The organism is Enterobacter sp. UCD-UG_FMILLET (assembly GCF_000762975.1).
GTDB classification, from domain to species: domain Bacteria; phylum Pseudomonadota; class Gammaproteobacteria; order Enterobacterales; family Enterobacteriaceae; genus Enterobacter; species Enterobacter dykesii.
In genome coordinates, this window is sequence record NZ_JRJC01000042.1 from 165,695 (window position 1) to 188,537 (window position 22,843).

A 22,843-nucleotide genomic window follows, 5' to 3' on the forward strand; every position below is an offset into this window, starting at 1 on the left:
CCGCAAGCTATAATTCAAAAACATCCAGCCAAACGAAAAGGAAAATGCGCGTGACGCCGGAAAACAATCCGCAACGACCGACTCAACATTTAGAGTATGACCCCATCAAAAAGATGGAGACCGGGCCCGAAGAGGCCAAAACGCCAGGCACCGCCAGCAAAGCGCTGGGGACCGTCACCGGTATCGCCGCGAGAATTCAGCAGCTTCCCATGATTGCGCACCTGATACGCGCCACAGAACGGTTTAATGACCGCATGGGGAACCAGTTTGGTGCCGCCATCACCTATTTTTCCTTCCTGTCGATGATACCAATCCTGATGGTGTCGTTTGCGGCAGCCGGTTTTGTGCTCGCGTCGCACCCGACGCTACTGCAGGATATCTTCAATAAGATCCTGAATAACGTCAGTGACCCGACCCTTGCCAGCACGCTCAAGAGCACCATCAATACCGCCGTTCAGCAGCGTACCACCGTGGGTATTGTCGGTTTGCTGATTGCCCTTTACTCCGGCGTTAACTGGATGGGCAACCTGCGCGAGGCCATCCGCGCCCAGTCGCGCGACGTCTGGGAGCGTAAGCCGCAGGACCAGGAGAAAATATGGGTTAAGTATCTCCGCGATTTTGTTTCGCTGATTGGCCTGCTCGTCGCGCTGATCGTGACGCTTTCCATTACCTCCGTGGCGGGCTCGGCGCAGCAGATGATCATCTCCGCGCTTTACCTTGATTACATCGAATGGCTGAAGCCCGCCTGGCGCGGCATTGGGCTGGCCATTTCCATCTTCGCCAACTACCTGCTGTTCTTCTGGATCTTCTGGCGCTTGCCGCGCCATCGTCCGCGCAAGAAGGCGCTGCTCCGCGGCACGTTGATTGCGGCGATCGGCTTTGAGGTGATCAAAATCGTGATGACTTACACCTTACCGTCACTGGTGAAATCCCCTTCCGGCGCGGCGTTTGGCTCGGTGCTGGGGCTGATGGCCTTCTTCTACTTCTTCGCCCGCCTGACCCTGTTCTGCGCGGCATGGATTGCCACCGCCGAGTACAAAGGCGACACGCGAATGCCGGGCAAAACGCACCGCTAGCCCCGCTCTCGGGCTGAAATTTCAGCCCGATTCTTCATTTCAGCATATAAATCCAGCCCGTAACTTTTATTTAACCGAAATCCAGTTTAATTGACCAATATTTAAAATCTGTGAAGCATTTCATAGACGTGTTTTCGCTGGTCTGAAAATTATCCGCTTTTTGTTGTTTTTATCACCAGCCCGCGGCTTTGTTACAGATTGAAATGTCGCTTTTGCTGTGCGTAATATGGCCTTTCGTTCGACAAAAATAAGAAAATATTATGCAAGCAACCGCCACCACACTCGACTCAGGAACGGAAAACGTTCCGGTAAACTCGCGCAATAAAGTCGTCGTCGCATCGCTGATTGGCACCGCCATTGAGTTCTTCGACTTTTATATTTATGCCACCGCCGCGGTCATCGTCTTCCCGCATATTTTCTTCCCGCAGGGTGACCCGACGGCGGCCACGCTGCAGTCTCTGGCGACCTTTGCCATCGCGTTTGTTGCGCGTCCGATTGGCTCTGCGCTGTTTGGACACTTTGGCGATCGCATTGGCCGCAAAGTCACCCTGGTGGCCTCGCTGCTGACGATGGGCATCTCCACCGTAGCCATCGGTCTGCTGCCGACCTATGAAACCATCGGCATTCTGGCGCCGGTCCTGCTGGCACTGGCGCGTTTTGGTCAGGGTCTGGGGCTGGGCGGTGAATGGGGCGGCGCGGCGCTGCTGGCCACCGAGAACGCCCCGGCGCGCAAGCGCGCGCTGTACGGTTCATTCCCGCAGCTTGGCGCACCGATTGGCTTCTTCTTTGCCAACGGGACGTTCCTGCTGCTCTCCTGGCTGCTGACGGATGAACAGTTCATGAGCTGGGGCTGGCGTCTCCCGTTTATCTTCTCAGCCGTGCTGGTGCTGATTGGCCTGTACGTGCGCGTTTCGCTGCATGAGACGCCTGTTTTCGCGAAAGTGGCCGCGGCGAACAAGCAGGTGAAAGTGCCGCTGGGTACGCTGCTGACCAAACACGTCCGCGTGACCGTACTGGGCACGTTCATCATGCTGGCTACCTATACGCTTTTCTACATTATGACCGTCTACTCCATGACGTTCAGTACCGCCGCCGCGCCGGTTGGCCTGGGCCTGCCGCGTAATGAAGTGCTGTGGATGCTGATGATGGCGGTGATCGGGTTTGGTGTGATGGTACCGATTGCGGGCCTGCTGGCGGATAAATTCGGTCGTCGTGCGAGCATGATTACGATCACCACGCTCATCATTCTGTTTGCTCTGTTCGTCTTCCCGCCGCTGCTGGGTTCAGGTAGCCCGGCGCTGGTGATGGCCTATCTGCTGATTGGCCTGAGCCTGATGGGGCTGACCTTCGGCCCGATGGGCGCGCTGCTGCCTGAGCTGTTCCCGACGGAAGTACGTTATACCGGTGCGTCATTCTCCTACAACGTTGCCTCTATTCTGGGCGCGTCCGTTGCGCCGTATATCGCCACCTGGCTGCAGGCGAACTATGGTCTGTTCTATGTGGGGGTCTATCTGGCGGCAATGGCGGCGCTGACGCTGATTGCGCTGCTGCTGACGCACGAAACTAAGCACCAGGCTCTGTAATTCACTGCGGCCTGACGCCCCTCTCCCACAGGGAGAGGGAGCTACTTCTTCATCTGCGACAAAATAGTCCGGCACTGATTGGCCTCGCCTTCTGACGGTGAAATCAACGCCAGTAGGGCTGCGGCTGGGGTGACCAGCGTCGCCAGTGCCGCAGCCACCGCACCGCGCGCAATCAGCGGTCCGGGCTTCACGCCCGCCTGCGGGTTTTTGAAGGTTCCGCGCACGTAAAGCGGCGAGCGCAGGGTGATGATGCGGATCCCCTTACTTTCCGGGTCAATCGTCAGATCAAGCTGCTCCGAGGCCATGCTGGCGGTACCGGTTACGTTAATCACCGCGTTTTCCGTGTCGAAGGCAAATATCTGCGGACGCGCCACGCCGTTAACCAGATCCAGATTGGCCGCCGCGCAGTTCACCCGCACCTCGTCATCACCGAAGATTTGCCCGATGACGTAGTTACCCACGTTCAGCCCCAGGATCTCCATCAGGTTTCGGCTCACCAGCCCGTCGTTCATCAGCAGCTTCAGGTTACCATTGCCGCTGCCCAGCAGCGCCGCCACCGAGTTCCCCACGCCGCGAATGTCGGCATCACCATTCATTTCACCGAGGGTTTTCTGCATCAGCTCTACGTTCGGCATCAGCTCTTTCAGCTTCAATCGACGCGCCTGGATCTCCGCCCGCCCCTGCATCGGCTTCTTATCGCCTTCCAGATGAATGTTCGAAGAAATCGTCCCACCCGCCATGCCGAACTTCAGCGGCTGCAGGCGCAGGTCGGCGTTTTTGAGGAGGATATGGGTCGAAAGATTGCTGATCGGCAGCGTACTGCCATGTTCAATTTTTCCGCCTTTGAAGCGCACATCCGCATCCATCACGTTCCATTTGTCGGTTTCGAAGCGATCGTATGGCAGCACTTTGCCGGCAGGCTGAACATCCTTTTTGACCTCTTTCGACTTTGTGCCTTTGCCTGAGTCCACGCCAATCAGCGGACCCAGATCGGCCAGACGCAGTTGACGGGACTCCACATCCCCTTCCAGTTTCGGGCGCGGTTTTCCGGTGGTGTAGGTCAGCGTGCCGTGGATATCGCTGTCGCCGATCCGGCCGTTGAAATCCCGGTAGTCAAAAACGGACGCTTTTTCAGTATCGATTTTGGCGACCAGATGCCCGTCCGTTTCGAACGGCGGGGTATCCGGCAGCAGCACGCCGGTGAGTTCATACAGCTCGCCCAGCGAATCGCCGGCAAATTTAAGCTGAAGGTCGACGCCGCCCATATTCATCGGATCGTTGACCGTTCCCACGAACGCCACGCGGGTATTCCCGGAACGGAAGTCCGCCTGCACCGGGAACGGCGTGCCTTCGCTCCGAAGCGCCAGCATGCCGCCGATTTTCCCTTTACCGCTGAGAGGCTGATCGTTATATCGTCCTTTTGCCGTCAGGCCGAAGACATAGTCACCCACGCTTGCCGCGTCACCTTTCGCTTTCGTGCCCGTGACCTCGCTAAACGGCAGCGGTTTGCCCAGCGGATCGACCAGGATCTCCACGTCCGCCTTGCTGACCTTATCGTCGATGGCGATCCGCCCGCGATCGAAAAGAATATTGTCGAGACGGAATGACCAGGAAGAAGGCTGGGCATTCGGATCTTTTTCGCTGTCGCTGGCAAGGTTAAACGTCCAGTTGTTGTTTTTTTCTGAAAGTCGGATCAGACGCGCATCGGGCTGCTGAAGTTTGATCCACGGCAGATAGACCGTTTTGGTGAGGAGCGCTAACGGAGCCAGCGTGGCTTCAACCCGCGGCAGGTGGATCATGGTGACGTCCGGGATATCCGGCGGGTTGCCGAGAATGATGTCGTCGGCATGGACGTGTGGCCAGGGGATCCAGCTTCGCCAGCCTGGCTCCTCTTTCTGACGCTCCCACACCACCCCTAAATCACCGCGTATGGCGAAGGGGCGGTTCAGTTCGGTTGAGACTTTCTGGTTGATGGTCGGCTTGAGACGGTTCCAGTCAAACTTCGCAATAATGATGGCTACGACCACGATCAACAACAAGAAAATCCCTGCTGTCCAGGAGATTACCCTGGTTGTTCTCGTCATTTTTATCCCCTTTCCTGATGACCTGTCCTGTAAAACTATAGTCCAGACAAAGGGAAGCGGGCTTATCAGAGGGTCATTATCACGCTATCGAGGCGATCCATGGGTACCGGGCGGGAGAGATAATAGCCTTGCGCCGCCGCTGCGGGAGAGTTTTGCACATCACGCCACTCTTCCAGTGTTTCCACACCTTCAACAATCACGCCCTGGCAATAGCGGTTCATCAGCTGTAATAGCAGCGTAAACAGATTCCGCCCTTCCGGGGTTTGACGCAGCATAATGAACAGGTCGCGGGCCACTTTAATGTAGTCGTAGCGCACTTCACTCAGGGCGGAGAAGTTCGCCATGCCGGTGCCAAAGTCATCCAGCCACAGCGGGCCGTATTCGCATATCGACGCAAACGAGGAATCCTGCGGCAGGCGGACATGCTCCACCAGCTCAAAGCGCATCCACGGAAGAGTGGCGATCAGCTCCTGCAATTTTGCGTTCTGACGCAGCGCCAGCAGGGTTGGACCATCGACGTTCACCGAGGCGAGGATATCGTGCTGTTCGAAAAAGGGCTGCTTCGTCGCCAGCATACGAAGCTGCTCTTCCAGCACGTCCAGACGCTGGCGAACGGCAACTTCGGCAAAATAGCGATCCGGCGGGATGCGCTGAGTAGGGTTTGTGGGGTGCGTAACGACGGTTAATATTTCAATTGCCATCAGTCGACCATCTGTTCGGTAAATCGGCTGATAGGTGTACGCACGCTCACATTGCAGCCAGTAGCGATGCTCCTGCAAGTTCTCAATACTTGCCTCAGGCGTAGTGCTCAGCCGCTGGATAACCTGCTCTGACTTCATTTCAGATGTCCTGTTGTTGGGATAGCCTTTCTGGACTCGTCACAGGATTATCGGCGCGACAATTGAGAACTTTATGTTCAATTCACCGGGAAAATGAAATTAAGATGACAGAAATGCGCGGTAACACGCGCTGGCTCAAATAAAATAATGGAACGTTGTTTTAATATAGTTGACCGGTTAATTCACTCAGCGCACACTGCTGATAATTCTTCTGTTCAGGTTAACGATTATGTCCAAAAAAATTGCCGTGATTGGCGAATGCATGATTGAGCTGTCGCAAAAAGGCGCGGAAGTCAGCCGCGGATTTGGTGGCGATACGTTAAACACCTCGGTTTACATTGCCCGTCAGGTTGCACCTGAGGCGCTCACCGTGAACTACGTGACCGCCCTGGGCACGGACAGCTTCAGCCAGCAAATGCTGGAGGCCTGGCAGAGTGAACATGTTGAAACGTCGCTGATTCAGCGTATGGAGAACCGCCTCCCGGGGCTTTATTACATCGAAACCGACAGCACCGGCGAACGCACGTTTTATTACTGGCGTAACGAGGCTGCGGCCAAATTCTGGCTGGAGAGCGACGCGGCCGCGGCCATCTGCGAAGAGCTGGCGACCTTTGACTACCTCTATCTGAGCGGGATTAGCCTGGCGATTTTAAGCCCCACCAGCCGTGAAAAGCTGCTCTCGCTTCTGCGCGAATGCCGGGCAAACGGCGGCAAGGTTATTTTCGATAACAACTACCGCCCGCGCCTGTGGACCAGCCGCGAAGAGACGCAGCAGGTCTACCAACAGATGCTGCAGTGCACCGATATCGCCTTCCTGACGCTCGACGATGAAGACGCCCTGTGGGGTGAGAAACCGGTAGAGGACGTGATTGCACGCACGCAGGCGGCAGGCGTGAGCGAAGTGGTGATTAAGCGCGGTGCAGATTCGTGCCTGGTCGCGGTGGCGGGCGAAGCGCTGGTTGACGTTCCGGCGGTGAAGCTTGCCAAAGAGAAAGTGATTGATACCACGGCGGCCGGTGATTCATTCAGCGCGGGTTATCTGGCGGTACGTCTGACGGGTGGAACGCCGGAAGCGGCGGCGCAGCGTGGGCACCTGACGGCCAGCACGGTGATTCAGTATCGCGGGGCGATTATTCCGCGCGAGGCGATGCCTGTTTAAGGAGGGTGCGGGCTGATGCACGCACCCTAACCCTCTCCCACAGGGAGAGGGAATGTTTAAGCATTACTGCCCCTGCGGAATATCCGTCGCGTCCGGATGTAAATCATCAGCCGTGGCGGCCTGCGCAGGCTGCGGTGCAGTAGCCATAATGGAATCCCAGGTCTTCTGAAGTTCCTTCATGTCATATTCCGGCTCGCCCTTCGGCTGCAGGAGGATCAACGCCATCTCCTGCGACAACTGCTGACGGAGGTCCTGATTGAGCATATCGACGGTCAGACCGTTCAGGAAGTCCTGACGCAGTTTCTGGTACTGTTCCGGCGCAATGTCCACCACCTGGTTCTGCAGGGAACGAATACGCTGGCTGATCAGAATGTCGGTATCGGCGCGAGCGTAGGTCGCAAACAGCTTCTGCAGCTCAAGTTTTTTCTGCGCCACGAGAGCGTTGAATTCCTCTTCGGAAAGCCCTTCTTTACGCACTTTTGCCAGCTCTTTCGCAACCACACCCAGATTGGCATTCAGCTTATCGCCCGGTGATTCAACGTTGATGGCACACTGCGCACGCTGGAACAGCACGCGGCAGTCAAAGCCAAGACCGATATTCTTCACGTTGTTCTTGCTCAGCGTCTGCTGAACGTGCCAGAACAGCGCTTCACGCGCCAGATCGGCACGCCAGTAGCGCAGCATCGCCGCGGACTCGCGGATGGGCTGCCAGGCGTTATCCCACATGACGGAGAGGCGATCCTGACGCACGGCGTCCGTCATAATGCTGACAGGCTCTGCACGCAGCGGAGAGAGCGTCGGGACAGGGGCTGGCGTTTCACGCTTGCCTTTCAAATCACCAAACGCTTTGTTGATCTGCTCCACCACCGCGCGGCTGTCCACGTTACCCACCACGATCAGCGTCATGGCGTCCGGGGTGTACCACTTCTGGTAGAACGATTTGACCTGTTCGGCATCCACCGGCTGTTTCAGCGGTTCGGCCGGGTCATGTCCCAGCAGCGTCGAGCCCTTCAGGCGGTAACGCCACCAGCCCTCTTTGGTATCCCCGGGCCAGGTCGCCACCATGTCGCTGTTGCTCAGCGCATAGTTGACGGTGTCCGGCGTAATCGCCAGATTGCCAGAGGCATCGGAGAGATACGTAAGCGCTTCTTTAAGCAGGTCGTTACGGTTATTTGGCAGGCTCAGGTTAAACATGGTGTAGTCATACGAGACCACAGCCGGAGGAAGTGGGCGTTTCGGATCGATGGCCTGCTGCCAAAGCGAACGCACCTGAACCGCTTGCAGGCTGCCGCTCTGCGTGAGCGCCAGCCGGGGAATAAAATGGCTAAAACCGGTTTGCTGAGTGCTTTCCGCAAGGGAACCGGTATTAATGGACAGACGGATTTCTACACGGTCACTGGGACGTTGCGGAGTGGCTAAAACCTGCCACTGAAAACCGTTCGCTAAGGTCCCTTGTTGCCAGGCCGGGTCTGGCTGGAGCGCATCTGCCTGCACATAACTGGCTGCTGCCATCATCAGCAAACCGCCGGTTAAGAGTCGAATTTTTGTGCCCTGCATGTGAACCCCTGATCAACATTCCTGGTTAAAAAGAGTGTTTCGCGACGCGCTTCACTCTTAAAGATGACGATGAAAACACGTCGATTAGACCGCGCGTTCGGCAAAACGTCACGGTCCGAAGTGAAATATACCCAAAAAAAATCTTGTCGAATTATGACAGGTACGAACAGTTATTATGCGCAGGAGCCCGCATCCCGACAAGGGAATACGGGCATTTGTGACAAGATTAGGAGGATAAGCCAGGATTTTTGCTGTCAGATGAACGATTATTCAGAGTATCGTCGAGCTTTTTGTGATCCAGCTCTTTCACCCATTTCGCCACCACCACCGTTGCCACGCCGTTACCCACCAGATTGGTTAACGCACGCGCCTCTGACATGAAGCGGTCGATACCGAGAATCAACGCCAGACCCGCCACCGGCAGGTGACCCACAGCGGAAATGGTGGCAGCCAGCACGATAAAGCCACTGCCCGTCACGCCTGCCGCGCCTTTAGAGGAGAGCAGGAGCACCACCAGCAGGGTAATCTGATGGAAAATATCCATATGGCTGTTAGTCGCCTGAGCGATAAACACGGCCGCCATCGTCAGGTATATCGAGGTGCCGTCCAGGTTGAAGGAGTAGCCCGTCGGGATCACCAGCCCGACCACCGACTTACGGCACCCCAGCTTTTCCATCTTGTCGAGCATACGCGGCAGCGCCGATTCTGAAGAGGATGTCCCCAGAACGATCAGCAGCTCTTCGCGAATGTAACGGATAAATTTGAAGATGTTGAAACCCGTCGCGCGGGCGATGGAGCCCAGCACCACCACCACGAAAAGGATACAGGTGATATAGAAGCAGATAATCAGCTGACCCAGCTGCACCAGCGTACCGACGCCATACTTACCGATGGTGAAGGCCATCGCACCGAAAGCACCGATCGGCGCCAGGCGCATGATCATATTGATGATGCCGAAAATCACCTGCGAGAAGCTTTCGATCACATTAAAGATAAGCTGGCCTTTGCTGCCCAGACGGTGCAGAGCAAAGCCAAACATCACGGCGAACAGCAGCACCTGCAGGATGTTCCCGCTGGCGAAGGCACCAATCACGCTGCCCGGTATCACGTCCAGCAGGAAGGCAACCACGCCCTGATCCTTCGCCTGCTCGGCATACACCGCGACCGCTTTGGCATCCAGCGTTGACGGGTCTACGTTCATCCCCGCGCCCGGCTGCACCACGTTGACGATGATCAGACCGATAATCAGTGCAAGGGTACTGACCACTTCAAAATAGAGAAGCGCCACTGCACCGGTACGGCCGACCGCCTTCATGCTTTCCATGCCAGCGATGCCCGTCACGACGGTACAGAAGATCACCGGCGCGATGACCATTTTGATGAGCTTAACGAACGCGTCGCCAAGCGGTTTCATTTGCGCGCCCAGCTCAGGGTAATAGTGACCCAGCAGAATACCGATGGCGATGGCTGTCAGGACCTGGAAATAAAGACTTTTGAAGAGTGAGGTTTTCATAAGGTGTCCTTGGGAAGAAAAACCACAGGCTTTGTAAGGTTATGGTTAACCTGCGGCTTTAAAATAACACCCACATAACAGGACAGAAATAAACTCAGTTCAAATTTGAAACACAAATGTTAAGAACTTTGAGCTGGCTCGCACAAGCCAGCAACAAAATTACACTTTTGCGTTATTGTCAGTACCAGAAAGGTATCGTTCTTCAAAGACATCCGAAGGTACAGCAGGGGCAAAAAGGAAGCCTTGTCCGCTCTCCACGCCCGCCTCTGCCAGCCATGCGCGTTGCGCTTCGGTTTCAATCCCCTCGGCAATAAGATGCAGGTTGAGGCTGCGCGCCATCTGGATAATCGCCTGCACCATGCTGCTGTCGCCCGGCAGACCGTCGACAAACGCTTTATCAATTTTGAGCACATCCACCGGAAGGGTTTTCATGTGCTGAAGCTGACGCAGCCCGGCGTATCCCATGCCGAAATCGTCAAGCGCAATGCGGATGCCGGCATTACGCAGCGGTTTCAGGATCGCGACCGCCTGATTAGGGTCGTCGATGCGTCGGCTCTCCGTCACTTCCAGAGTTAACGTATCAGGCTTGATTCGGTAACGATGGATCAGCTCCAGCATCTCTGAAACCATGGTTGGATGCATAAGCTGCAGGGCAGACAAATTGACCGACAGCGGCAGCGACACGCCGCGCTCCTGCCAGGCGGCAAGCTGACGAAAGGACTCCTCCAGCACCCAGTAGCCGACGGTAACCATCAGGCCGCAGGATTCAATGCGCTCAATCAGCCCTTCCGGCAGCTCCCATGAACCATCCGGCTGCTGCACGCGCAGCAGTGCCTCGGCGCTTTTCACTTCTCCCGTCAGCAAATTCACCTGCGGCTGTAGCCAGAGGGCAAACTGGCGGTTATCCAGCGCGGTCAGGATGTCGCTCTCTTCCGTCAGGCGCTGCTGCGCCTTTTCCATCTCTTCCGGCGCGAAGAACTGGATCTGATTTTTGCCTTTGCGCCGGGCGGTGAACGCCGCCGAGAACGCGCGATGATAAAGCTGCTCTGCCGTTAAATCGCCATAGTACATCGCAATACCGATACTGGCGCTTGGACGAAGCTGGATACCCTGAATGGGCAACCGCTCATTAATGACAGTGAGTACTTGCTGACCTAACGTGATCGCATGCCAGGGTTCTTTTACGCCATTGGCAATCACCACCAGGTCGTAACCGCTGACCTGAGTCAGCACCATACGCGGGGCAAGGACAGATTTGATCTTTTCCACCAGGGTCAGTAGCAGCATTTCGCGCTGGCTCTCCTTGAGCACGCCAGCCGTGTCCTGCAGGGTTTCGCAGACGATAACCATCAGCGCCGTGGTTTGCTGGCGCTCAACGGTTTGCTCCAGCATCGCCATCAGGAAGGCTTTATTGGGAAGCTCCGACACCGGGAAGCGCGTGGCGCTGTTGTTTAACTCATCCTGCTGGCGCTGGATGCGCTGCTGGTTGAGGTTGTAGCTGCGCACCAGCATGCCTATCTCATCGTCATGATGCAGACGCGGTAGCTCAAGCTGATGCCCCATCTGATCCTGCGGCGCAAGCGTATTTAGCTCGCGGGCGATACGGCGCAGCGGATGAACAATCAGCCGGTTAATGCACCAGGTGAGCGCCACGCTGAGAATAAGCGTCATAAGTAAGCAAGTGGTCACTAACGTAACCACCCAACTCATGACGAATTTATACATGCGGTAGGAGTCCGCCTGTAATACCAGATAGGCCAGCGGCTGCGGATTGGCAGGGCGTTCAAGCGAATATACGGGCAGTGAAATCTGCACCGGCAGTTCAAACAGGCGCATCACCATCATCGGGACGGGACGCTCCGGGATAAAGCTCATCCGCAGCGCCTGAAACTGGTTAGGCAAGACGACGTCGGCGCGGCTAACGACGCCGGCAGGCTGAATGCGTTTTAAAATGGTTTCCGCTTCGGGAATATCCCCTTTCAGGATAGAGGCAGAGAGCGGGCCGCGCACCGAGCGCGCGATACTTTCTAACTGCGAAGCCGTGTTATAGCGATTCTGCTGTACGGAATGAAACAGCAAAATTACGCAGAAGAGCAGTACAAACAGCATGGTGACGGCAGAAACCATCGCCATCTGTTTGATTGTTAAGGAACGGCTGACACGCAAAATGACTCTCCACAAAACTCGAAGCGCAGGGCGCGCCAGGGTGTAAACCTGGCGCGCCTGAGTATACCCGATTGCCGCGCTATTAAGAGAGACTTACAAATGGATTAAGGAAAATCCGATTACCAGTCCGCGTAAGGGATGAGCGGCTGCGGCGGTAAGTCCATATCGCCCTGCCAGCCTGCAGCAGAGTAACGCACATAGATCAGCGCATGGCTTGGGGTATAGTCTTTCGCCTCCTGAATATCCACGCCCATGCCCACAAACCAGTTGGACGTGACGCGGCGTTCGATAATGGCCCGCGCGGTATAACCCGTGCCTGAGGAGCTGCTGCCGGTTTCCATCGCGCCCTGGTCGGTATAGCGGTCTGGCTCATCGGTCGGGATCAGATTCTGAATCGGGTAGCGCAGCTCGTCTTTGGTTTTGGAGTGAGACCAGGAGACCGAGCCACCCAGCTCCCAGGACCAGTTCTCCGTGCGTTTACGCCAGGTTACCGGCAGTGCGAAGGAGACATACTCCTGCGGGCTGTAGTAGCCGCCCTGACCCAGGGTATAACCGCTCAGGTCTTTGTCGTAGTGCCAGAGCATATTGGAAACGCCGACCGTCAGGCGCTCATTGTTTTTATTAATGAGCTTGTAGTAGTAACCCGTCATCCAGCGGACGCGCCAGTTATCTTCCACATTTTTACCCGTCAGCGTTTCCGCGTTCAGGCTTGACCAGACGCCGTTCGCTTCCCCTTTGTCATAGCTCATGCTTACGCCGCCACCGGTGGCACGTACGCCGCCCCAGGTGGTGCCGGTGTTAGTATCTTTTTGCCCGGCGAACGCCAGCAGGGAGCTGGAGATTGGGCGGCGATGGGCGTTAACGGTATAGCCGATGGGGCCCAGATCGCTGCTGTAGCTGATACCGCCCACCACGTCGACGACGTCAAAGCCCATTGGCGTAGTGCCAATATCCATCGCCCAGGTTTTATTCTGCCAGCCGACGGCAACGCTTGCGCCATTGTCGGACTGATGGGTGTTGCCGCTACACGGCGTTTCGTAGCAGGTCCCCCATTTTGGATCGTAAGTCCCGTTATTGTTATCAAATGAACCGGCGTCCATGTTGACCAGATCGCTTCTGAAGAACATGCGCCCGTCAGACAACGGGGCATCCACCTGCAGCATGGTGGTGTGCGCTTTCAGGTCCGAATAACCGCCCGTGCCGCTGGAGCCCCAGTAATCGTGCTGCAGCGTGACGTTAACATCCTGCTGACGGTACAAGTCACCGGCATCACTGCGCACGCCGCGCTTCAGCCAGTCGTCTTTTTCATCATTTCGCGTCAGCCGGGTGAAGCTGTCGTTGTCGGCCGGACGGGTCGTCGTGACGCCGGACGACACCATCGCGTCTTTATAGGTTTCCAGCGCCTGCTGAGGCTGACCGTTTTGCGCCTGGAAACGCGCGGCATCACGTAACACCAGCGCGTTTTCCATGGAGCCGGGCTGCGATTTAGCCTGCGGAATGATGTTGTTGAAGGTCTGTTCTGCGGCAGCGGAATCGCCCAGACCTGCCTGCGCCATCGCGATCCGGCGCTGCATGTTGAGCGACAGCGGCTGGCCTTTTTGCGCGGCGGGAAGTTTCGCCAGTTCCGCGCGCGCAGCGTCTTTGTCACCCTGCGCGCTATAAATCTCGGTCAGGCCGAGGATCGCATCTTCGTTCTGCGGTTCACGCTGCAGGACAGCGCTGTACGTCGTTTTCGCCGACGCCAGATCGCCACGCTGCTGCGCCCAATCCGCCAGCGTCAGGTCGATGCGGGTGGAGGTCGGCTGCTGGCGCAGAAGGTTTTCCGCCTCCTGCTCTTTGCCGCTGTCGCGCAGACGGTTGGCGGTTTCCAGCACCTGGTTGCTTTGCAGGCGGTCGGCAAGCTCCTGAATATTGCCGTTCCACTGGCTACGCGGCAGCGTGCCCAGATGCGCCAGCGCGGCGCGGTCCTGATCGTTGCCGGAAAGATAGAGCCCGTTGGCGTACACCTGATCCGGGTCGGACGGTTTCTGGCTGGCAAGCTGACGCATCAGGGTATCCGCCTGGCTGCGCTGACCCGCGCTGTAGAGATCGCGCGAGAGACGATAGGTTATCCACACGTCGCCGGGAGAGAGCGCCAGACGACGACGCTGGATTTCTGCCGCCTGGGCGTATTTCCCCTGATTCTCCAGCTGTTCGGCCTGAGCGGAGAGCTGCTCGTTGGTCAGGCTGCGTTCAATATCATCAATGCTCCGGCGCTGGCTGGCGGAGAGAGACTGAATAAACTGCGAAGCCTTCTCCGGGGACTGCGCGCGATAAATATTGGCCAGGCCGCGAACCGCATTGCTGTTGCCGCTGTCCATCCGCAGCGCCTGGCGATAGTAACGCTCCGCCGCGTCGTTATCTTTACGCGCCGCGGCGGCATCGCCCAGCCCCAGCACGGCATAACTGTCGGTATTGTCGATACTGCGCGCCTGCTGATAGTAACGCTCCGCCTGCGCAGGGTTATTCGCCTTCAGGGCCGCATCGCCCTGCTGGATCAGCAGCCAGTAACGGTTAACCTTGAGCAAACTGTCCCATTTACCCCGGTTATCGCTCTGGGGATCGAGGGCAATCGCCTTTTCAAACTGCGCCACCGCGCGGGCGCGGTCGCCTTTCTGGGAATAAGCCTGGCCGAGGGCACCCACCGCTTCACTGTCGGCATGGTTGGCGCTGACGGCTTTTTGCAGCTCAGCCACCGCCTTACTTCCCTGCCCGGCATCCACCGCCGCCAGCCCTTCCGCTTTCGCGCGGAACGCCGGGTCAGCGAGCTGTTTTTGCTGTTCTTCGAGCTGGGCACGCGCCGCCGCGACGCTATCCCCGTCGCTGAATACGCTCAGGTATTTTTGCAGCGCGCTAACGCTGGCGCTGCTGGCAGGCTGGCCTTTGATTTGGTCATACCACATATCAGACGCCTGGCTGCGCCCGTTGGTCGATTTAGCCATCTCCTGCAATACCGCAAAGCCTTCATCACGGCGTCCGCTCTGGAACAAAAGCTGGGACAGCGTTGCCTGCAGCTGCGTATTTCCGGGGCTGCTGGTATTTATTTTCTTGAGCTGGCTAATGGCTGCATTCCGGCGAGCGGGGTCTTTCGCTACGACGTTCCAGTATTCCGTCGCCACGTCGCCACCCGGCGGGTTGCCGTCAAACAGCTTGTCATAGGCGGCAATCGCCTCCTGCGTGTGTCCCGTGGTGGCGAGCAATCGCGCCTGCTGGAGCTGCTGGCGGCCATCCGGAGTAGAAAGCAGCATGGTGTTGCGTGAGGACTGGTACGCACTCGAGCCCGGCGCGATCCCTTTCAGACGATCCAGCTCTTTTTGCGCACCGGCGTTATCGCCCTGGCGCAGCAGGTAGCGAAAGCGTGCGGCAATGACGTCAGGGTTGTTCGGGTCAATCAGCTCCAGACGATAAAGCGACTGACGAACCAAATCCTCACGCTGTGTCGATTCGCCCAGCCGAACCTGTTCCAGCAGCTGTTTCTGCTGCGGAGAGTTGGCGGCCTGGGCCCACGGCATAAGCGCCAGGCCAAGCGATAAAGTGAGTAGATTTACTGTGAACTTGCGCATTCCTGGCCCCAATCCGGTATTAATTCACCTTTTGCGGTGAAGCGAAAACGATGCTGATCCCATCCTTGCCCAAAGAGAGTCAGCACGTAGCTGTAATAGGCATTGTTATCGGGAAAATGGTCCGCAACGCGCTGGCGCTGAACCGCCTGGGCATCACGTTGTTGTAAAAACGGCAGCATGGCGGCAGAGAACCCGACCGGGCCATTCCCGGTGCGTTTACCCGTCGCCACATCCACTTTCTCCGGCGGCACACCCCGTTTCATTGTCTTTGCCGCCATCGGCTGGAAGCGCGTCAGCAGCCGGGCTTTCTGAGGATCTTTATCACTCATCATTCCCACCCAGAGATAAACGCGGATGGCGTCGTAGCCGCCCACCAGCGATTTATCCTGCTGTAACCGCCAGCCTTTGTTTTTCTGATACTGAACCCAGTCCGGCGAAAAGCCTTTCGGCGCACTCTCCAGCAGCAGACGCTGATTGGTTTCACGAAGCGTGGTCCACGGGGGACCAAAGCGCGTGAAATAACTCGCTAACTGCGGAGGAAGATAGCTGGGGTTAAAACGCCAGACGTTTTCATCGGCAAAACCGACTTTACCGGGAAGCAGCATTGCGCCAAGCCCCGGTACTTTCACCACTTCCTCGCTGACAATGCGTTTCAGCAGTGCCTTACCCGTGCGGGTATAGTCCGGATGTTTCCACAACCGGCCCGCTTCGAGCAGAGACCAGGCGATCCAGACATCGGCGTCAGAGGCGGAGTTGGTATCAATCACCGCCCACGTCTCTTTATCTTTCTGGCCCCATAGCCAGGCGGGCAGATGGTCGTTGAGATTGCCGCTGGCAAGATTATCGCGCGTCCAGGTCAGCAACTGGTCAAACGCGCTGCGATCGTTCGCCGCCAGGGCAAAGAACAGGGCGTAGCTTTGCCCTTCCGAAGTCGTAATTTTGCGCGTGTCGCTGGGATCAACGACACGCCCGCCCTCACTGATGTAATCCTTTTTAAACTGCTCCCAGGCAGGCCAGGTACAGGCGGCGCGAAGAGGAAGCGCCGCCAGCATCACTGCTGCTAATACACACCAGCGAAAGGCTTTCATCACATCTTACTCATCCGGGTTCAGACGACGACGGCTGATGATTCGCAGCAGACGCCACAGCACCCATGCCAGCAGGACCACGCTGACCGCCGCCAGGATAGCGAGCAGAACCGGATGGTTAGCCAGCGCATACCACAGGCGTTCGAACCACGGCAGATGGCCCACGTAGTACACGTCGCCCACGCGCAGGCTATTGACGCCGGACTCACGGATCACCGACACGGAACCAAACATCGCGGCACGTTTACCGCTGTCGTTCATGGCCGTATTGAGCAGTTCATACCCGCGCGGGCTGTCCGCCAGGAGAGCCACCACGCTACGCTGTTCGTTGTAAGGCGACTGGAAGCCCACCACCGCGGCCATTGCCCCCTGAGACGTTACCGTAGTCTGCGCGCTGGCCTGACGATCGTTCATATCCGGCATAATGCTCGGGAACTCGGTCTGACGCAGCGGCGTGTTAACCCAGGACTGGGCCGCTTTCACCAGCAGGTCGATACGTTTGTCATCCTTCAGCTTATCCGGAATGGTACCGATCACCATGATGTCAGCGTCTTTGTTCTGGATCTGGCTGCCATCGTCCGTCAACGTGACGTTAATCGCCGGTAATCCCGTCTGCCCCCCTACGGTCGCCATGGTATCCAGCAGGGTCGTGACCTGCCCTTCGCTCGGCGCTTTTGGCATTACTACGATGGACTCAGAGAGATCGGCCATGCGGCTGAACGGGAAGCCCGCGTTAGCAAAGGCGCGCAGGTCCGGCATCGCCAGGAAGTGATAGTACTTCGAGAAGTCGATGGTCGACTCATCGCCAATCACGACGTGGTTCTGTACGGGCTGGAAGGTGATGCAGTTTTCCGCCGAACCGCCAGGCGTCGGGTTCATGTACTGGAAGTCAAAGCGCAGCTGGTTTATCGCGCCCAGCTTCAGTGCCGGAATGGAGACATCCGTTTTACCGTCCAGCAGCCCCTGCAACACCGGCAGGCGAAGCATCAGGCGGTTAGTATCCTGCGTGCTTTGCAGGCTGAACGATTGCAGGAACTGGTTGTTCAGGCTGATATCCATGCGCGAGCTGTCTTTGGTCGCCGGCGCGGTATAACGGTAGTTCAGATTGATATCAATGCCGTTGGTACGCAGCAGATACAGATCCGGCGGCAGATTCAGTGACAGGCTAATCGGCGCAGGCTCAAGCCCCGTCGCCTGCAGCTGTTCTTCATAGGTTTTCAGCTCGCCAAATGTCACCGCACGGTCGGTACGCACCCAGTTTGGCGCATCATAAGGTTTACGCGCCAGCAGCGGTTTGACCTCATCCACTACAACGCTGTTGCCGCGGAAAAGGACGTTGCCCTGGGCAATCGCTTTTGCTGCCTGCACCAGATCTTTATCATCACGGCCAAAGACCACCAGCAGCTTCACGTACGGGTTTTCCGGGTGGCTAATCATCTCAACGGTTGGCGCTTTGACGTCCGGATGATCGCGCAGGAAGGCCGGGCGTTTGGCGTTGGTCGCAAACACAATGGCATTTCTGTCCGGCAGTTTGTCATACATCGCCGGGAAGCTCTGTCCACGCCAGCCGGCGCGTGAACCAAACCAGGACGCCACAATGGTGGCCGCCAGCTGCTCGGTCACGTCCGGGGACGATGCAAACACCATCGGCAGCGTGAGCGGACGGTTATCACGCGGATCGAAGAAAGGAACCGGGAATGCCGAGAGATCGTTTTTCAGCGCCAGCGACTGGTAGGTCATCTGCAGCGAGGAGTTACGCCCGACGTCCATCCACAGCGTGTTGCTGGCCGGGTTTTCGCAGACATCGCGGTAGTGACCGACAAACTCCAGGCGGATGCGGTTAAAGTCGGTGATGAACAGCGGGTTGATCGGCACCTGAGCCTGGGTTTTCTTGCCCAGCTGCTCTTTCGTGACCGGCAGAACGTCCATCAGCTCGTCATTCAGGTAGACCTTCAGCTGAGACTGCGTCGGCAGCAGCGACGGTGACGGAGTGTATTCAAGATTCAGCACCGCATTAGAGACGACCTCATCGCTGCGCATGCCAAACTCAATGCCGCCGTTAGGGTTGATGCCGCGCAGCACCATGCTGCCCGGAGGCGGGGCAATTTGCGCGAAGGTCAGCTTCACGTCCCGCGACGGCGCGTTGTCCGCAACGACGGGCGCATTCGCCCCCCGGACGCCAGGCATCACCTGCCCTATGACCTGGCCGTCTGCCGGCAGGGTGTTCCCCTCCGTTGGCTGGTTCGGCATGATATTTTCTGTTTGACCAGGTGCCGCGGTGACAACCGGATCGGTTGCTTGCGCGACGACAGGTACCGTTGGCGCAGGCGTTGCCGCTGCGTTACCCGGGGCTGCGTTAGCCATTGTTGCGGGGAGGACATTCATCCCCATTGCCACTGCACATAACCAGGAAAGTTTTGTTTTCATCGCGTTATCATCATTGTTGAGCCATAACCGGGTCCGCCTGCTTCGCCTCATCCCGCTCAGGACGACGAGGAATGAACGACACGACCCAGGAAACCAGCGAAGTAAGTGACCGGAAAATTAATTTCACCGACGACGGGGCAAATTCTGCAAGGTGACGATAGCCACGGAACCCCAGCTTCAGAATATCCAGCAGGCTTTCCAGAGGTTTATCTTCCGGGAAGCTGTCCTGCCAGAGAGCCCACGTGTCCGCGCGGGCAAACGTACACTGCACAAAATCGATATGTTGCTTTTTGGTCAACGGCATCAGCTGCAAACCGACTTCATTGCCCGCCACGCGCACAACCTGCGTCGGGAAGACATACTCCTGCTGGCCGCGCTTAAGCAGCAGGTTAACTTTCTGGCCTTCCAGCACCTTCGCCTGGCCGTTGATTTTGATCCCCAGACCACCGTCAGAGAAGTCGTGCACGGTACAGGAGAAGAGATGGCCATCTTCACGGGCGATCGCCGCAGGCATGCAGATTTCAACGCGATGCGCACGACGAACCTGTTTGCTCTCCACCGACACCGCTACCGCGCCGCCGAGGATAATCAGGTTGTAGAAGACCCAGGCCATACTCACGAAGACGGTCAGGATTTCGTTTTCCGGGCCGTAGAAGTAACGCCAGATACCGGCGATGACGCCAACGATATTCAGCAATACCAGGAAGATATACGGACGGGAGATCACCCAGTCGACGTACTCTTCTTCCACCAGGCCGCCCTTCGCGGTGACGTTGAATTTCCCTTTGTGCGGATTAATCAGCGCCACCATCGTTGGTGGCGCGATGTACCAGGCCAGCACCGTTTCGTAGATTTCACTCCAGAAGGAGTGGCGATATTTACCCTGTATCTTCGAGTTCGTCAGGCTCGCGTGGATCATGTGCGGCAGAACAAACAGCGCAATCATCAGCGCCGGGGCGTAAATGATATAAGCGTGAAGGAGCAGGAACGCCAGCGGCGCGGTCAGGAAGATCAGCCGCGGGATACCGGATAAGAAGTGGAACATGGCGTTGACGTAGCAGAGACGTTGCGCCAGCTTGAGCCCTTTCCCAATCAGTGGGTTATCGAGACGGAAAATCTGCACCATGCCGCGCGCCCAGCGAATACGCTGACCAATGTGTGCCGACAGCGACTCCGTTGCCAGACCGGCAGCCTGCGGAATTCGCATATACGCCGAGGTATAGCCACGACGGTGCAGGCGCAAAGAGGTGTGCGCATCTTCAGTGACCGTTTCGACGGCGATACCGCCAATTTCATCAAGCGGCTTACGGCGGATGACCGCACAGGAACCGCAGAAGAAGGTGGCATCCCACATGTCGTTCCCGTCCTGCACCAGGCCATAGAACAGCGTGCCTTCGTTCGGAGTTTTGCGGAAACGGCCAAGGTTACGTTCAAACGGATCCGGGGAGAAGAAGTGGTGCGGCGTCTGCATCATCGCCAGCTCTTTCTCCTTCAGGAACCAGCCCATGGTCATCTGCAGGAACGAGCGCGTCGGCACGTGGTCGCAGTCAAAGATCGAGACAAACTCCCCGGTAGCATACTTCAACGCGTTGTTGATGTTCCCGGCCTTTGCGTGTTCATGCGTCGGACGGGCGATGTATTCGACGCCGACCTCCTCCGCGAACTGGCGGAACGCCGGACGGTTGCCGTCATCCAGGATCCAGACCTTGAGCTTGTCTTTCGGCCAGTCGATGCCCAGCGCGGCATAAATAGTGTTTTTCACCACGCTCAAATCTTCGTTGTAGGTCGGTACAAAGAGATCAACAGACGGCCACTGCGCGGTGTCTTTTGGCAGCGGAACCGGCTGGCGGTTGAGCGGCCAAATGACCTGGAAATAGCCCAGCACCAGCACGATCCAGGCGTAGGTTTCAGCAAACAGCAGCACCAGACCGCATACCAGGCTGACCGGGTCGTCCCAGTTCAGGGTTGAGGTATAGCGCCACCAGATGTAGCGACAGGAGACGGTCAGCGACAACACGATCAGCATCAGCGCCGAGAAGCGGCCCGGAATACGGCGGACCAGCAGCGCCACGCCCCACAGCAGGATTAGGAAGGTGAACTGCGCCAGAGGGTTGAAAGGTTGCGTAATACAGACCAGCGCCAGAATGAGCGAGAACACGACGATCACGCCGAGGATAAAACGCCGCAGGCCCGGATGGAGATGTCCGAGCTCTTTATGGTTATCCAGATGGCTGGTCTTATCGCTGACGCTGTTGGGCAGTCTGTCCAGCCACTGGTGGTAGCGCTCACGTAACTGCTGGACGCGGGAGAAGCTGCGCCAGTGCGGCGTTATTTTCTCTGAGCGGGATGACGTGACCACCAGCCAGATAGCCTGAATGAGATAACGTGCTGGATCTAAAGGACGCGGCCGGTTGGGATTGATGTGCGGATATAGCTCACTGTGCCGGGCACGTATGCGCTGCCAGCGCGGGTGTTCGAGTGGAATAAACATCCAGGCCAGAATCATCCAAAAACAACCGAGCGCGGCGCTAAATGCCGAAGCACCGTGCCGGCGGAAATGCCGGTAATGTTCGCTCAAACGCGAACTCACCGGCGGGATGAGTAACCAGCTGGCGAGACGACTCATACATCACTCCCTGCATGCTCCGCCCGGTTGGCGAAGTTCAGCAGACACCAGTTAGCCAGCGTCAGAATCTCTTCTGCAGCCAGTGAATCGCTGCGGTACTCGCCAAGCGGTTGCTTAGACGCAAGGCATTCCGCCATTCCCTCATCACGATGAATGACAATAGGAAGCAGACGGCGCTGGCTTTGCAGCCACACCTGATACAGATCGTCCTGGATCTGGCTGCCAATGCGCAAATCGTTTATCAGAAGGTGAGCGTTCTGAGGCAGCCCCTGCTGATGCAGGCGGATATGGCAGTTCGCATCGACGTTGACGATGGAAAGTATATGATCGCACTGGGCGATAAGCTGTCGGGTCAGCGTGCCGGCGCCGTGCGGAAGATCCAGCAGGATCCACTTGTAGTGCCCCTTTTCTTTCAGGGTTTGCAGCGCAAGCGTGAACTGCGAAAACAGGCGCTGATACGCGGCTTCATTCTCGCGTTCCGTGGTGGTCAGTTGACCAAACGGCAGCAGATCGAGCTGGGAGGTATAGCGCATCCCTGCATCCTGCCAGTTTTTATCATCAAGCAGCGCGCGGGCCCAGCCCTCTTCGCGAGAAAAGTCGACGTTAAACGACATACGCAACAAATTATCGGCGCAGGCGTCAATAACCAGCACCGATTCACCTAAAAGCTGTAATGACCACGCCAGCGCCGCGGTAACTGATGTGGTACCCACACCGCCACGGACACCCTGTAATCCGAGTATGGCCATCAATGGCTCCCTTATTGTTGATGGGCGAATTCAGCTAATAACGGCCAGCGTTTAATAGCCGCGGCCAACTGTTCCCGCTGGGAAATATCGGTGTAATCTATTTCAGGTAAAGAAAAGGCCTGCGTCAGCGCCAGAAAATCGTTTTGGAATGTGTAACCCAGAGTCGAGTCGACTGGGGTTCCAGGTTCGTTATTATCCATTCTTTTTCCATCCCTTTTAAGGAAAATCGCACGCTAAAGAAGTTGCGGGGCTTCCTGCCCTGACAAATTTCATTTACATGCTAAATCTGATGTTCTTTAATTTCAATGTTAGGTTTATTTCTACGCTTTCGCTAGTAAACTGAGATACAGATAAATTAGACGAAAAGAGGGACA

14 protein-coding genes are annotated in these 22,843 nt (G+C 57.0%); 3 read left to right on the forward strand and 11 right to left on the reverse strand.

The features are described from left to right. The first annotated feature begins 50 nt into the window (after positions 1-50). Entirely contained in the window at positions 51-1,076 is a 1,026-nt protein-coding gene (yhjD, locus tag LA04_RS20535) for an inner membrane protein YhjD (protein WP_047652969.1), read from the forward strand. Positions 1,077-1,336: 260 nt separating this feature from the next. Then, positions 1,337-2,659 (forward strand): MFS transporter, encoded by a 1,323-nt coding sequence (locus LA04_RS20540; RefSeq protein WP_023309582.1) that lies wholly within the window; start codon positions 1,337-1,339, stop codon positions 2,657-2,659. 41 nt (positions 2,660-2,700) lie between these two features. On the opposite strand, the gene LA04_RS20545 is transcribed toward LA04_RS20540, so the two are convergent. Together LA04_RS20545 and pdeH are read right to left on the reverse strand one after the other, a co-directional pair. Then, positions 2,701-4,743: an AsmA family protein gene (locus tag LA04_RS20545; protein ID WP_047652947.1), complete on the reverse strand. Its 2,043-nt coding sequence runs from the start codon at positions 4,741-4,743 to the stop codon at positions 2,701-2,703. Positions 4,744-4,808: 65 nt separating this feature from the next. Then, positions 4,809-5,582, reverse strand: a complete 774-nt coding sequence (gene pdeH / locus LA04_RS20550; protein ID WP_047652948.1) for a cyclic-guanylate-specific phosphodiesterase — start codon at positions 5,580-5,582, stop codon at positions 4,809-4,811. Between the two features lie 229 nt (positions 5,583-5,811). Between pdeH and LA04_RS20555 the strand changes: the two genes are divergently transcribed. Next, a complete protein-coding gene (locus tag LA04_RS20555) occupies positions 5,812-6,741 on the forward strand; it encodes a sugar kinase (RefSeq protein ID WP_047652949.1) in 930 nt (309 codons plus the stop codon). Positions 6,742-6,804: 63 nt separating this feature from the next. Here LA04_RS20555 and LA04_RS20560 read toward each other — a convergent pair whose 3' ends face one another. The 9 genes from LA04_RS20560 to bcsR form a co-directional block, all read right to left on the reverse strand. Next, positions 6,805-8,298: a M16 family metallopeptidase gene (locus LA04_RS20560; protein ID WP_023309586.1), complete on the reverse strand. Its 1,494-nt coding sequence runs from the start codon at positions 8,296-8,298 to the stop codon at positions 6,805-6,807. Between the two features lie 226 nt (positions 8,299-8,524). Further along, positions 8,525-9,811, reverse strand: coding sequence for a dicarboxylate/amino acid:cation symporter (locus LA04_RS20565; protein ID WP_047652950.1), 1,287 nt, complete (start codon positions 9,809-9,811; stop codon positions 8,525-8,527). 159 nt (positions 9,812-9,970) lie between these two features. After that, the gene (gene hmsP / locus LA04_RS20570) at positions 9,971-11,977 is read right to left on the reverse strand and encodes a biofilm formation regulator HmsP (protein ID WP_047652951.1); all 2,007 of its coding nucleotides are present in this window, start codon (positions 11,975-11,977) and stop codon (positions 9,971-9,973) included. A gap of 119 nt (positions 11,978-12,096) precedes the next feature. Next, positions 12,097-15,579: a cellulose synthase complex outer membrane protein BcsC gene (gene bcsC / locus LA04_RS20575; RefSeq protein WP_047652952.1), complete on the reverse strand. Its 3,483-nt coding sequence runs from the start codon at positions 15,577-15,579 to the stop codon at positions 12,097-12,099. Beyond that, on the reverse strand, positions 15,561-16,667 hold the full coding sequence (bcsZ, locus tag LA04_RS20580) for a cellulose synthase complex periplasmic endoglucanase BcsZ (RefSeq protein ID WP_047652953.1): 1,107 nt from the start codon (positions 16,665-16,667) through the stop codon (positions 15,561-15,563). The genes bcsC and bcsZ overlap by 19 nt, the downstream gene beginning before the upstream one ends. Before the next feature lie 6 nt (positions 16,668-16,673). Continuing rightward, the gene (bcsB, locus tag LA04_RS20585; protein WP_045143092.1) at positions 16,674-19,094 is read right to left on the reverse strand and encodes a cellulose biosynthesis cyclic di-GMP-binding regulatory protein BcsB; all 2,421 of its coding nucleotides are present in this window, start codon (positions 19,092-19,094) and stop codon (positions 16,674-16,676) included. Between the two features lie 10 nt (positions 19,095-19,104). After that, positions 19,105-21,720, reverse strand: coding sequence for a UDP-forming cellulose synthase catalytic subunit (gene bcsA, locus LA04_RS20590; RefSeq protein ID WP_029740462.1), 2,616 nt, complete (start codon positions 21,718-21,720; stop codon positions 19,105-19,107). Continuing rightward, positions 21,717-22,469: a cellulose biosynthesis protein BcsQ gene (gene bcsQ / locus LA04_RS20595; protein ID WP_047652955.1), complete on the reverse strand. Its 753-nt coding sequence runs from the start codon at positions 22,467-22,469 to the stop codon at positions 21,717-21,719. The genes bcsA and bcsQ overlap by 4 nt, the downstream gene beginning before the upstream one ends. 11 nt (positions 22,470-22,480) lie before the next feature. Next, positions 22,481-22,669 carry a cellulose biosynthesis protein BcsR gene (bcsR, locus tag LA04_RS20600; RefSeq protein WP_008503237.1) on the reverse strand — a complete coding sequence of 63 codons (189 nt, stop codon included), beginning with the start codon at positions 22,667-22,669 and terminating at the stop codon, positions 22,481-22,483. Positions 22,670-22,843 lie beyond the last annotated feature (174 nt).

Excerpts from the sequence above, each read along its gene's own strand:
- LA04_RS20555 (WP_047652949.1), top strand. The coding sequence starts at position 5,812 with ATGTCCAAAAAAATTGCCGTGATTGGCGAATGCATGATTGAGCTGTCG.
- LA04_RS20565 (WP_047652950.1), bottom strand. The coding sequence starts at position 9,811 with ATGAAAACCTCACTCTTCAAAAGTCTTTATTTCCAGGTCCTGACAGCC.
- LA04_RS20560 (WP_023309586.1), bottom strand. The coding sequence starts at position 8,298 with ATGCAGGGCACAAAAATTCGACTCTTAACCGGCGGTTTGCTGATGATG.
- bcsR (WP_008503237.1), bottom strand. The coding sequence starts at position 22,669 with ATGGATAATAACGAACCTGGAACCCCAGTCGACTCGACTCTGGGTTAC.
- bcsZ (WP_047652953.1), bottom strand. The coding sequence starts at position 16,667 with ATGAAAGCCTTTCGCTGGTGTGTATTAGCAGCAGTGATGCTGGCGGCG.
- LA04_RS20545 (WP_047652947.1), bottom strand. The coding sequence starts at position 4,743 with ATGACGAGAACAACCAGGGTAATCTCCTGGACAGCAGGGATTTTCTTG.
- bcsC (WP_047652952.1), bottom strand. The coding sequence starts at position 15,579 with ATGCGCAAGTTCACAGTAAATCTACTCACTTTATCGCTTGGCCTGGCG.
- bcsA (WP_029740462.1), bottom strand. The coding sequence starts at position 21,720 with ATGAGTCGTCTCGCCAGCTGGTTACTCATCCCGCCGGTGAGTTCGCGT.
- bcsQ (WP_047652955.1), bottom strand. The coding sequence starts at position 22,469 with ATGGCCATACTCGGATTACAGGGTGTCCGTGGCGGTGTGGGTACCACA.
- bcsB (WP_045143092.1), bottom strand. The coding sequence starts at position 19,094 with ATGAAAACAAAACTTTCCTGGTTATGTGCAGTGGCAATGGGGATGAAT.
- LA04_RS20540 (WP_023309582.1), top strand. The coding sequence starts at position 1,337 with ATGCAAGCAACCGCCACCACACTCGACTCAGGAACGGAAAACGTTCCG.
- pdeH (WP_047652948.1), bottom strand. The coding sequence starts at position 5,582 with ATGAAGTCAGAGCAGGTTATCCAGCGGCTGAGCACTACGCCTGAGGCA.